Origin of the sequence: Brenneria roseae subsp. americana (assembly GCF_003115815.1) — a bacterium.
GTDB classification, from domain to species: domain Bacteria; phylum Pseudomonadota; class Gammaproteobacteria; order Enterobacterales; family Enterobacteriaceae; genus Brenneria; species Brenneria roseae.
Map to the genome: position 1 here is coordinate 95,990 of NZ_QDKJ01000015.1, position 12,621 is coordinate 108,610.

Sequence of the window (12,621 nt, forward strand, 5' to 3'; positions counted from 1 at the left end):
TTTGATTAGCGCTCGTGGCGACACGGGCCATTATGGAAGCATGCTGACTATGGCTACTATTCATGTAGACGGCAAAGAGTATGAAGTAAACGGAGCGGACAATCTTCTTGAAGCCTGTCTGTCTCTGGGGCTTGATATTCCTTATTTTTGCTGGCACCCGGCGCTGGGAAGCGTCGGATCCTGCCGCCTTTGTGCGGTAAAGCAATACCAGAACGCGGAGGATACCCGAGGTCGTCTGGTGATGTCATGTATGACACCTGCTACACCGGGAACGTTTATCGCGATTGAGGACGAGGAAGCGCAGCTATTCCGTAAAACGATAGTTGAGTTTCTGATGACCAATCACCCTCACGATTGTCCGGTATGTGAGGAAGGCGGTAACTGTCATTTGCAAGATATGACGGTAATGACGGGACAGAACTTCCGTCGCTATCGTTTTACCAAGCGCACCCACCGCAATCAGGATCTCGGCCCCTTCATTTCTCATGAAATGAACCGCTGTATTGCTTGCTATCGCTGTGTGCGTTACTACAAAGATTACGCGGATGGCACAGATCTCGGCGTATACGGCGCGCATGACAACGTCTATTTCGGTCGTCCCGAAGATGGTACGTTGGAAAGCGAATTCTCCGGTAATCTGGTTGAAGTCTGTCCTACCGGCGTATTTACCGATAAAACGCATTCCGAGCGCTATAACCGTAAATGGGATATGCAGTTTGCACCGAGTATCTGCCAACAGTGCAGCATCGGTTGTAATACCAGCCCCGGAGAGCGCTATGGCGAGCTGCGCCGGATTGAAAACCGTTTCAACGGCAGCGTAAACCATTATTTCTTATGTGACCGCGGCCGTTTCGGCTATGGCTACGTTAACCTGAAAGATCGTCCTCAACAGCCATTGCAGCGTCGTGGTGACGACTGGATCGCGCTGAATGCCGATCAGGCGCTGCAAGGCGCCGCTGATGTTTTACGTCAGGCGAAGAAAACCATCGGTATTGGCTCACCTCGCGCCAGCATCGAAAGTAACTTTGCTCTGCGTGAGCTGGTCGGCGCTGAGAATTTTTATACCGGTATCGCTCAGGATGAACAAAATCGCCTGCAACTCATGCTGAAAGTATTGCGTGAAAGCGGTGTGCGCACCCCCGCTCTGCGTGAGATTGAAAGTTACGATGCGGTCCTGATACTGGGTGAGGATTTGACTCAGACGGGAGCGCGTATTGCGCTGGCCGTGCGTCAGGCGGTGAAAGGAAAGGCGCGTGAAATGGCCGCCGCGCAGAAAGTCGCGGACTGGCAAATCGCGGCCATCATGAATATCGGCCAACACGCCAAGCATCCTCTGTTTATCACCAACGTAGATAATACCCGTCTGGATGATATCGCCGCCTGGAACTATCGCGCGCCGGTCGCCGATCAGGCCCGGCTGGGTTTCGCCATTGCCCATGCTCTGGACGAAAATGCCCCGGCGGTGACCGATCTGGCATCGGGTTTGGATCAGAAGGTCGATATCATCGTACAGGCCTTGTCCGGCGCGAAGAAACCGCTGATTATTTCAGGAACCAACTCCGGCAGCGAAGAGATCATCGCGGCTGCCGCAAACGTGGCGCAGGCGTTGAAGCATCGTGGTTCTGATGTCGGGATTACTTTTGTTGCTTCCGCAGCAAACAGCATCGGCCTGTCCATGATTGGCGGCGGCTCGCTGGATGAGGCGCTGGCGCAGTTGGAAAGCGGAGACGCTGATAGCGTTGTCGTGCTGGAAAACGATCTCTATCGTCATGCTTCGGCTGCGCGTGTCGACGCCGCACTGGAAAAGGCGGTTAATCTGGTGGTTCTGGATCATCAGCGCACCCCGATTATGGATAAAGCCAGCCTCATTCTTTCATCAGCCAGTTTTGCGGAAAGCGATGGAACGTTAGTCAATCAGGAAGGCCGCGCCCAGCGCTTCTTCCAGGTTTACGATCCAACTTACTACAACGATAAAGTCGTTATGCTGGAAAGCTGGCGCTGGCTGCATTCACTGTTTATCACCTATAACAGCCGTCAGGTTGACTGGACTCAGCTCGATCATGTGATAGATGCCTGTGTCAGCGCCTTGCCGCAATTGTCTGCTATCAAGCAGGCTGCGCCGGACGCTTCATTCCGCATCCGTGGGCAAAAGCTGGCGCGTTCGCCGAACCGCTCCAGCGGGCGTACCGCAATGCGCGCCAATATCAGCGTGCATGAACCGCGTCAGCCGCAGGATAAAGACACGATGTTTGCTTTCTCGATGGAAGGGAACAACAGTCCGACCGCCGACCGTCAGCAAGTCCCGTTTGCCTGGGCTCCGGGCTGGAACTCACCGCAAGCCTGGAACAAATTCCAGGACGAAGTGGGTGGTCATCTGCGTCATGGCGATCCGGGTGTGCGTATTATTGAAGCTGGCGAAGGCACGCTGGGATATTTCGACAATATTCCCTCTGCGTTTGTCGCAGAAGCCGGTCAATGGCGGATTGCACCGTATTATCACCTATTTGGCAGTGAAGAGATGTCACAGCGCTCTTCGGTTATTCAACAGCGTATGCCGGAACCCTATGTGATGGTTAACCCTGCTGATGCGGCTACGCTTGGCGTCAATGCCGGCGCTTTGCTGGAGTTGACCTGCGATGGTCTGACGCTGCGTTTACCGCTGCGCTTAAGCGCTGAACTGAGTCAGGGACAGGTTGGTTTGCCGCTTGGATTCCCGGGAATCGCCCCGGTTCTGGTGGGTGCAACCGTTGAAAATCTGCGGGAGGCTGCACAATGAGTTGGTTAACACCGGAAATTATCGAGATTCTGAGTTCAGTCGGAAAAGCGATCGTGATCCTGCTGGTTGTCGTGACCTGCGGGGCATTCATGAGTATGGGTGAACGTAAGCTGCTGGGGCTGTTCCAGGGGCGCTACGGACCGAACCGGGTAGGTTGGGGCGGTTCGTTGCAGCTTGTCGCCGATATGATCAAAATGTTCTTCAAAGAAGACTGGGTGCCGAAGTTTACTGACAAAGTCATCTTCACCCTGGCGCCGATGATCGCATTTACCTCGCTGTTGCTGGCTTTTGCCATTGTTCCGGTCAGCCCGACCTGGGGCGTTTCTGACCTGAACATCGGCCTGCTGTTTTTCCTGATGATGGCGGGACTGGCCGTTTATGCGGTGCTGTTCGCCGGCTGGTCAAGTAACAACAAATACTCACTGCTGGGTGCGGTCCGTGCGTCGGCGCAAACGTTGAGTTATGAAGTGTTCCTTGGGCTGTCCCTGATGGGCGTGGTGGCTCAGGCCGGTTCATTCAACATGCGCGATATTGTGGATTCACAGGCGCATTTATGGAATGTGATCCCGCAATTCTTCGGCTTCCTCACATTTGCTATTGCAGGCGTTGCGGTATGTCACCGTCATCCGTTTGACCAGCCGGAAGCAGAGCAGGAACTGGCCGATGGTTATCACATTGAATATTCCGGTATGAAATTCGGTTTGTTCTTTGTGGGCGAGTATATCGGTATCGTGACGGTTTCCGCGCTGATTGTCACCCTGTTCTTCGGGGGCTGGCATGGCCCGCTGCTGCCGCCATTTATCTGGTTTGCGTTAAAAACGGCATTTTTCATGATGATGTTCATTCTGATTCGTGCGGCTTTACCCCGTCCGCGTTATGACCAGGTGATGGCTTTCGGCTGGAAAGTCTGCCTGCCGATAACGTTATTGAACCTGCTGGCGACCGCCGCCGTCATTTTGTACAACGCTCAATAAGGGGTGAGTGAACCATGACATTAAAAGAGTTAGTGGTTGGTTTCGGCACCCAGGTACGCAGTATCTGTATGGTGGGATCGAACGCTTTCAGAAAGCGCGAAACCAAAATGTATCCCGAGGAACCCGTTAATCCGCCGCCGCGTTACCGTGGCCGTATCGTGCTGACGCGCGATCCGGATGGTGAAGAGCGTTGTGTAGCCTGTAACTTGTGTGCGGTGGCTTGTCCGGTTGGCTGTATTTCTTTGCAGAAAGCCGAAACCAAAGATGGACGCTGGTATCCCGAGTTTTTCCGTATCAACTTCTCGCGTTGTATTTTCTGTGGTTTCTGTGAGGAAGCCTGCCCGACCACAGCCATTCAGCTGACGCCGGATTTTGAAATGGGGGATTACAAACGTCAGGATCTGGTTTATGAAAAAGAAGATCTGCTGATATCGGGGCCGGGTAAATATCCGGAATACAACTTCTACCGGATGGCCGGAATGGCAATTGATGGGAAAGATAAAGGCGAAGCCGAAAACGAAGCCAAACCCATTGATGTCAAAGGCTTATTGCCCTAAGGAGCTAGCATGGAATTCGCTTTTTATATCGCGGGGTTGATTGCGGTACTGGCGACATTACGCGTCATTACCCATACCAACCCAGTGCATGCACTGTTATATCTGATCGTTTCCCTGCTGGCTATCGCGGGTGTGTTCTTCTCGCTGGGCGCTTACTTTGCCGGCGCACTGGAAATCATCGTTTACGCGGGCGCCATCATGGTGCTGTTCGTGTTCGTCGTCATGATGCTTAACCTCGGTAATTCCGTGGTAGAGCAAGAGCGGGCATGGCTGAAACCGGGGGTCTGGATCGGTCCCGGCCTGTTGTCGCTTGTGTTGCTGACGGTGATTGTGAAGGCGATTCTTAGCCTGAGCGATCAGAACATCACCGGTGAAATGGTGGATGCGAAATCCGTAGGGATTAGCCTGTTCGGGCCTTACGTTTTAGCTGTTGAACTTGCCTCAATGCTGCTACTGGCCGGATTGGTCGTTGCTTTCCATATTGGCCGCGAAGACAAGCGTGGCGACGTCATCAGCAAAGAAAGCGCGAATCAGGATGTTGAGAAGAAAATAACGGGGGAACGCGCATGATTCCGTTACAGCATGGCTTGATTTTAGCCGCTACGCTGTTTGTTTTGGGGCTGACCGGATTGCTGATTCGCCGTAACTTGCTGTTTATGTTGATCAGTCTTGAAATCATGATCAACGCCGCCGCACTGGCATTTGTGGTGGCGGGCAGTTACTGGCAACAGCCGGACGGGCAGGTGATGTACATTCTGGCGATTACGCTGGCGGCTGCCGAGGCAAGTATCGGTCTGGCGCTGCTGCTGCAAATGTATCGTCGTCGTCAAACCCTGAATATTGATACAGTCAGTGAGATGCGCGGATGAACTTACTCTATTTAACAATATTATTTCCGCTGCTCGGATTTTTGTTGCTGGCTTTTTCCCGCGGTCGCTGGTCAGAGAATGCCTCTGCGACCGTAGGGGTTGGCTCGATTGGTCTGGCAGCGTTGGTTACCGCTTGGGTTGTGGTCGATTTTATGGGCCAACAGCACGGTGGCGTCACCTTCTTTAACCAGCATTTGTGGACATGGATGGCGGTTGGGAACTTTGACATCAGCGTGACGTTAACGCTGGATGGTCTGTCGGTGACCATGCTTTCCGTGGTGGTCGGCGTCGGTTTCTTTATCCACCTGTTTGCTTCCTGGTATATGCGCGGCGAAGAAGGCTACTCGCGCTTTTTTGCCTATACCAACCTGTTTATTGCGAGCATGGTGGTGTTGGTTCTGGCGGATAACCTGTTGCTGATGTACCTCGGATGGGAAGGGGTAGGCCTGTGCAGTTATCTGCTGATCGGTTTCTACTATACCAATCCGAAGAATGGCGCGGCGGCCATGAAAGCGTTCGTGGTCACCCGTGTCGGTGACGTGTTCCTGGCATTCGCTCTGTTCATTCTCTACCAGGAACTGGGTACGCTGAACTTCCGTGAGCTGATGGTTCTGGCTCCGCAACAGTTGGCAGAAGGCTCCCCGGCGATTACCTGGGCAACCTTGATGCTTCTCGGCGGCGCGGTAGGTAAATCAGCGCAGTTGCCATTGCAGACCTGGCTGGCAGACGCGATGGCCGGCCCGACGCCTGTTTCAGCCTTGATCCACGCCGCAACCATGGTAACCGCAGGGGTCTATCTGATTGCCCGTACGCATGGTCTGTTCCTGATGGCGCCGGATATTCTGCATCTGGTTGGCATCATCGGTGCGGTAACGCTGGTATTGGCGGGATTCGCCGCACTGGTTCAGACCGACATCAAACGTGTTCTGGCGTATTCCACCATGAGCCAGATTGGTTACATGTTTCTGGCGCTTGGCGTTCAGGCATGGGATGCGGCCATTTTCCACCTGATGACGCACGCGTTCTTCAAAGCGCTACTGTTCCTTTCCTCTGGCTCGGTAATTCTTGCCTGCCATCACGAACAGAACATTTTCAAAATGGGCGGCCTGCGTAAAACCATCCCGCTGGTTTATGTCTGCTTCCTGGTCGGCGGTGCGGCGCTGTCGGCGTTGCCGCTGCTGACGGCGGGTTTCTTCAGTAAAGACGAAATTCTGGCCGGCGCATGGGCGAATGGACATATCAACCTGATGGTGGCGGGATTGGCTGGCGCCTTCATGACCTCGCTGTATACCTTCCGTATGATCTTCATCGTGTTCCATGGTGAAGCAAAAACGCAAGCGCACGCCGGGAAAGGCATTTCCCATCATTTACCACTGATTGTGTTAATGGTGCTGTCAACTTTTATCGGTGCGATGATTGTTCCTCCTTTGCACGGCGTATTGCCGGAAACAACGGAGCTTGAGCATAGTCAGGTAATGACTCTGGAAATTGCTTCCGGCGTGATTGCCATTGCGGGAATTTTGCTGGCTGCCGTGCTGTGGCTGGGCAAACGTCAGGTTGTTAATAGTATCGCGAAAAGCGCGCCTGGACGTTTCTTCTCGACATGGTGGTTCCATGCCTGGGGTTTTGACTGGGTATACGACAAAGTCTTTATCAGACCTTATCTGGCGATTGCGAAGCTGTTGCGGCGCGATCCACTGAACTTACTGATGAATATTCCGGCTTTCATTACCCGCTGGGGAAACCGTGGGCTGACAGTAAGCGAGAATGGTCAAGTGCGCTGGTACGTTGCCTCGATGAGTTTGGGTGCTGTCGTGGTGCTGGCCTTGTTATTGCTGATTTAAGGCGGTACCCGGTAACGTGCGAAGGGCAGGGCATTCCCCGGGGGAGTCCCTGCCACGGCAAAGTTTTCAGATTTCTTTAATTTAGGGACACAAAACGCCATGCTACTACCTTGGCTAATTCTTATCCCCTTTATCGGCGGTCTGCTGTGTTGGCAGCTTGAGCGTTTTGGTACGAAAGTACCGCGCTGGATCGCATTGATTGCTATGGGGCTGACTCTGGCGCTATCTCTGCAACTGTGGTTGCAAGGTGGCTATTCGCTGGCAACACCCAATGGACTGCCGCAGTGGCAGGCCGAGTTCAATGTTCCATGGATCCCTCGTTTTGGTATTGATATCCATCTCGCATTGGATGGCCTGTCGGTACTGATGGTGGTGTTGACCGGTTTACTGGGGGTTCTGGCGATCCTCTGTTCGTGGAATGAAATTCAACGTTATCAGGGTTTCTTCCATTTGAATCTGCTATGGATTCTGGGCGCTGTCATCGGGGTCTTCGTCGCTATCGACTTGTTCCTGTTCTTCTTCTTCTGGGAGATGATGCTGGTGCCGATGTATTTCCTGATCGCACTGTGGGGACACAAAGGCTCTGACGGTAAAACCCGTATTACCGCCGCGACCAAGTTTTTCATCTATACCCAGGCCAGCGGGCTGGTGATGTTGATTGCGATTCTGGCGCTGGTATTTGTGCACTATAACGCGACCGGCGAGTGGACGTTCAACTACGAGAAGCTGCTCGACACCCCGATGTCCCGTGGTGTCGAATATCTGTTGATGCTCGGCTTCTTCATCGCTTTTGCCGTGAAAATGCCAGTGGTGCCGCTGCATGGCTGGTTGCCGGATGCGCACAGTCAGGCGCCGACGGCGGGTTCCGTCGACCTTGCGGGTATTTTGCTGAAAACGGCGGCCTATGGTCTGCTTCGTTTCAGCCTGCCGCTGTTCCCGAACGCTTCACATGAGTTCGCGCCTATCGCCATGTGGCTTGGCGTGATCGGGATTTTCTATGGCGCGTGGATGGCCTTTAATCAAACCGATATCAAGCGTTTGATTGCCTATACCTCCGTTTCCCACATGGGATTCGTGATGATTGCCATTTATTCCGGCAGTCAACTGGCCTACCAGGGGGCGGTCATTCAAATGATTGCGCACGGTCTGTCCGCCGCTGGCCTGTTTATTCTGTGCGGCCAGCTGTACGAACGTCTGCACACCCGCGATATGCGCGAGATGGGGGGACTGTGGGCCCGCCTGAAATATCTGCCCGCGCTGTCGCTGTTTTTTGCAGTGGCCACGCTGGGGATGCCGGGTACGGGTAACTTTGTCGGCGAATTCATGATTCTGTTCGGCAGCTACCAAGTGGTGCCGATGATCACGGTGATTTCAACATTTGGTCTGGTATTTGCGTCGGTGTATTCGCTGATCATGATGCAACGCGCTTACTACGGCGCGCCGAAATCCGATCGGTTGTTGCAGAGTATGTCGATGCGTGAATTGTCCATCGTGATGCTGTTGGTGGTATTGCTGGTGTTGTTAGGGGTGTTCCCGCAACCGATTCTGGATACCTCCAGTGCCGCGATGTCAAATATCCAGCAGTGGTTCATGTCGTCTGCTCCAGATTCAATAATTTCAACAACAAGGCCGTAATTCGCCATGACAATAACTCCTCAACAACTAATCGCGCTATCGCCGCTGTTAATCGTCGGATTGACGGTAGTGGTTGTGATGCTGTGCATTGCGTGGCGACGCAACCATTTTGTTAACGCAACCGTGACGGTTATCGGCCTGAATATTGCGCTGCTGTCGCTTTACTTTGTCGGCCAGGCAGGGCCAATGGATGTGACGCCGTTACTGCGTGTTGATGGCTTTTCCATGTTTTATACAGGACTGGTGCTGTTAGCCAGTCTGGCAACCAGCACCTTTGCTTATCCGTGGCTGGAAGGTTATCCGGATAATCGTGATGAGTTCTATTTACTGGTTCTCATTGCTGCGCTAGGGGGGATTTTGCTGGCGAGTGCGAATCATCTTGCTGCGCTGTTCATCGGTATTGAATTGATATCTCTGCCGCTGTTCGGCCTGATTGGTTACGCATTCCGTCAGAAACGCTCGCTGGAAGCCAGTATCAAATACATGCTGCTTTCCGCCGCCGCATCTTCTTTCTTGCTGTTTGGTATGGCGCTGGTGTACGCCGAGTCCGGCGATCTGAGCTTTGCCAGCCTGGGTAGTAGCCTGAGCGATCAGCAGATTCACGAACCGCTACTGTTGGCGGGGCTGGGGATGATGATCGTGGGTCTGGGCTTTAAACTGTCTCTGGTTCCCTTCCAGCTGTGGACCCCGGACGTATACCAGGGCGCGCCTGCTCCCGTGTCAACATTTCTGGCTACTGCCAGTAAAATTGCCATTTTTGGTGCGGTCATGCGGTTGTTCCTCTACGCGCCGATGGTCGATAGTGATTCTATCAGAATGGTATTGGGGCTGATTGCCATTGCTTCCATCCTGTTTGGCAACGTGATGGCGGTCTCGCAGAGCAATATCAAACGTTTGCTGGGATACTCGTCCATTGCGCATCTGGGTTATCTGCTGGTTGCGCTGATTGCGGTGCAAAGCCATCAGATGGCGCTGGAAACCGTGGGTGTGTATCTGGTGGGCTATCTGTTCAGTAGCCTGGGCGCGTTCGGCGTGGTCAGCCTGATGTCCAGCCCGTATCGCGGCCCGGATGCCGATTCACTATTCTCTTATCGCGGCCTGTTCTGGCATAAACCGATTCTGTCCGCAGTGATGACGGTGATGATGCTGTCACTGGCGGGTATTCCGATGACTCTGGGCTTTTTCGGTAAATTCTATGTTCTGGCCGTCGGTGTGAATGCCGAACTATGGTGGTTAACCGGCGCTGTTGTGCTGGGGAGCGCCATCGGTCTTTACTATTATCTGCGCGTGATGGTCAGCCTGTATCTGAGCGCGCCGCAAGTGCTTCAGCGTGATACGCCAAGCAATTGGGCGCTGACCGCGGGTGGCGTGGTGGTTCTTATTTCCTCCATCGCCGTACTGCTCCTTGGGGTCTATCCTCAACCGCTGATCTCGCTGGTGCAATTAGCGCAGCCAATGATGTAATCACAGACGACAGTCTGATTGATAAAAAAGCCGTTGATGAGAATCAGCGGCTTTTTTTATGACCGACGATCCCTGTCCGTCACCCTGCGGGTCGTCATTTCGTGACGTTGAAAAACGTGCGGGGTGTTTTTTATCCGTTATTCGCAGAAAAAGGGCACTTTAGGAATGATCCGCCCACATCTGACGCAGAAGGCGCGCAGAATTGTCTATAGTTAATCGGACAATGATTTTTCATAGAAGAGGGAGAACAACATTATGGCAGCAGCAAAGCAACAGCCTGAAGAAATTCGTATTGATGATGACTTAAAACTTTTGTCCGAAACGTTGGATGAGTTACTGCGTTACTCTGGGGATCAGGCCGATAAAGCCTATCTGGATTTGAAAAAGGGAGCAGAGAAAGCCTTGCTGGAGGTGAAAGCGCGTATTGGTGCAACCGATAGTTACTATGCACGGGCAAAGCAGGTTGCGGATAAAGCTGACGTCTATGTACACGACAAGCCATGGCATGGTATCGGTATTGGTGCAACCATCGGGCTGGTTCTGGGGTTATTACTGGCAAAACGCTAGTGGTCTGATGAAAATAGGTAATGCCCAGCTGAACTGATTTTCACACATGGCAGGCTAAATGCAGCAAACATTCTGTAGCGGTGTCATTTCGACAGAATGTTTGCTTTTAGTACGAAGTCGTCCCGATAATCCTATTGCTTCTTTATTATCATTTCTCAAAGTACTCAAACCTTATCCTCCCGTTCGGGCATCCCTTGTATCCAATAAATGGCTTCAAAAGGCCGTAGCGTCAATGTACCCGGTTGGTCGGCAGCATCGGCATAGTTGCTCAATAGCAAGCGCCAGCGACGATCGTCTGCGTTGATAATAGGCGGCGATTGCCAGCTTTGGGGCGTTTTCCCAAGATTCGCCACAACCAATAGTCGCTGACCACGCCAGCATCGCTGATAACACCAGAGGGAAGGATGATTGGGCAGTAGATCCTGGTAATCACCGTGGGTGAGTAGCGGAAGTTCTTTACGCATAAGGATCAATTGCTGATAGGTATAGAAGATCGAATTTTTATCGGCCAGGGCCTGTTCGATATTAATCTGCGGGTAATTGCTGCAAAGTTGCAGCCACGGCGTCCCGGTGGTAAATCCCGCCTGTTCACCACCTTCCCACTGCATTGGCGTTCGACTGTTATCCCGCGAACGAGCCGCGAGGATTGCCAGTAGACGCTCATCCGACTGCTCGCCGCCGCTTCGCTCTGCAAACATATTCAGGCTTTCTACGTCCCGATACTGGCTTAATGCCGTGTAGCCGGGACTGGTCATGCCGATTTCTTCCCCCTGATAGATATAAGGCGTTCCCTGCATACCGTGCAGCACCATCGCCAGCATTTTGGCGGAATGGACCCGGTATTTTCCCTCATCGCCGAAGCGTGAAACGATGCGGGGCTGGTCATGATTACACCAGAAAAGCGCATTCCAGGCGTGGTCATGCATTCCCTGTTGCCACTGATTCATGATCTGTTTCAACTGAATGAAATCCGGTTGTGCCTGAGTCCACTTTTCACCATTGGGATAATCAACCTTCAAATGATGGAAATTGAAGGTCATGGAAAGCTCGCTGCCGTCTAATGCCGCGTAACGACGGCATTGCTCAAGTGAGGTGGATGACATTTCTCCAACGGTCATCAGTCCGTGTGGCTGAAACACATCCCGGCTGAATTCTTGCAGATAGTCGTGAATGCGCGGACCATCCGTATAGAAGCACCTTCCGTCACCGTGTTCGTCGTCAGGGAAATCTTGCCGTTTGGAAACCAGATTGATGGCACCCAGTCGTAGCCCGTCGATTCCCTTATCTGCCCAGAATTCGCAAACCTTTTTCAACGCTTCACGTACCCGTGGATGTTCCCAATTGAGATCGGCCTGTTCGGTGGCAAAAAGATGCAGGTAGTACTGTTCGCTTTCGGTATGCCATTGCCAGGCCGGGCCACCGAATTTGGAACGCCAGTTATTCGGCAGATCTTCGCCGTTACCTTCCCGCCAGATATAAAAATGGCGATAAGCACTGCGACGATCCTGAGCGGCCTGGAACCAGCGGTGCCGCGTCGAGGTATGGTTAAAAACCATATCCATCACGATGCGGATACGGCGCTGATGCGCTTCGGCAATCAGCGTTTCCATATCCGCCATCGTGCCATAAGCGGGATCGATAACGCAGTAGTCGGCGACATCGTAGCCGTTATCAACCTGTGGAGAGAGGTAAACAGGGGTAAGCCAGATAGCGTCAATGCCCAGAAGTCGCAGGTAATCAAGCCGCGAGGTAATACCTCTGATATCGCCCATGCCATTGCCTGTGCTGTCCTGAAAGCTTTTCGGGTAGATCTGATAAATCACACCGTTTTGCCACCAGGGGAGGGATGTAGCCATGACGCTCTCCTCTTTTAGTCAAGGAATGAAAGCGGTTCGATGTCTGCCCGCTTGCGGCCAACCTATCCAGTTCAATAAG

At 52.9% G+C, this 12,621-nt stretch carries 10 protein-coding genes; 9 read left to right on the plus strand and 1 reads right to left on the minus strand.

The features are described from left to right. Positions 1-49: 49 nt before the first annotated feature. From nuoG to elaB, 9 genes are all read left to right on the plus strand, one after another. Positions 50-2,776: an NADH-quinone oxidoreductase subunit NuoG gene (gene nuoG, locus B4923_RS17485; protein ID WP_109055650.1), complete on the plus strand. Its 2,727-nt coding sequence runs from the start codon at positions 50-52 to the stop codon at positions 2,774-2,776. After that, positions 2,773-3,750 carry an NADH-quinone oxidoreductase subunit NuoH gene (gene nuoH / locus B4923_RS17490; protein ID WP_109055651.1) on the plus strand — a complete coding sequence of 326 codons (978 nt, stop codon included), beginning with the start codon at positions 2,773-2,775 and terminating at the stop codon, positions 3,748-3,750. The genes nuoG and nuoH overlap by 4 nt, the downstream gene beginning before the upstream one ends. Positions 3,751-3,764: 14 nt before the next feature. Continuing rightward, positions 3,765-4,307 carry an NADH-quinone oxidoreductase subunit NuoI gene (gene nuoI, locus B4923_RS17495; RefSeq protein WP_109055652.1) on the plus strand — a complete coding sequence of 181 codons (543 nt, stop codon included), beginning with the start codon at positions 3,765-3,767 and terminating at the stop codon, positions 4,305-4,307. A 9-nt stretch (positions 4,308-4,316) separates the two neighbouring features. Beyond that, positions 4,317-4,877, plus strand: a complete 561-nt coding sequence (gene nuoJ / locus B4923_RS17500) for an NADH-quinone oxidoreductase subunit J (protein WP_109055653.1) — start codon at positions 4,317-4,319, stop codon at positions 4,875-4,877. Further along, on the plus strand, positions 4,874-5,176 hold the full coding sequence (gene nuoK / locus B4923_RS17505; RefSeq protein ID WP_109055654.1) for an NADH-quinone oxidoreductase subunit NuoK: 303 nt from the start codon (positions 4,874-4,876) through the stop codon (positions 5,174-5,176). Before nuoJ ends, nuoK begins: the two co-directional genes overlap by 4 nt. Then, positions 5,173-7,020 (plus strand): NADH-quinone oxidoreductase subunit L, encoded by a 1,848-nt coding sequence (gene nuoL / locus B4923_RS17510; protein ID WP_109055655.1) that lies wholly within the window; start codon positions 5,173-5,175, stop codon positions 7,018-7,020. Before nuoK ends, nuoL begins: the two co-directional genes overlap by 4 nt. 99 nt (positions 7,021-7,119) lie before the next feature. Next, the gene (gene nuoM, locus B4923_RS17515; protein WP_109055656.1) at positions 7,120-8,655 is read left to right on the plus strand and encodes an NADH-quinone oxidoreductase subunit M; all 1,536 of its coding nucleotides are present in this window, start codon (positions 7,120-7,122) and stop codon (positions 8,653-8,655) included. A gap of 6 nt (positions 8,656-8,661) precedes the next feature. Then, the gene (gene nuoN, locus B4923_RS17520) at positions 8,662-10,119 is read left to right on the plus strand and encodes an NADH-quinone oxidoreductase subunit NuoN (protein ID WP_109055657.1); all 1,458 of its coding nucleotides are present in this window, start codon (positions 8,662-8,664) and stop codon (positions 10,117-10,119) included. A gap of 255 nt (positions 10,120-10,374) precedes the next feature. Beyond that, a complete protein-coding gene (elaB, locus tag B4923_RS17525; protein ID WP_109055658.1) occupies positions 10,375-10,686 on the plus strand; it encodes a stress response protein ElaB in 312 nt (103 codons plus the stop codon). Between the two features lie 164 nt (positions 10,687-10,850). On the opposite strand, the gene treC is transcribed toward elaB, so the two are convergent. Further along, positions 10,851-12,542, minus strand: coding sequence for an alpha,alpha-phosphotrehalase (gene treC, locus B4923_RS17530; RefSeq protein ID WP_109055659.1), 1,692 nt, complete (start codon positions 12,540-12,542; stop codon positions 10,851-10,853). Between the last annotated feature and the right edge of the window lie 79 nt (positions 12,543-12,621).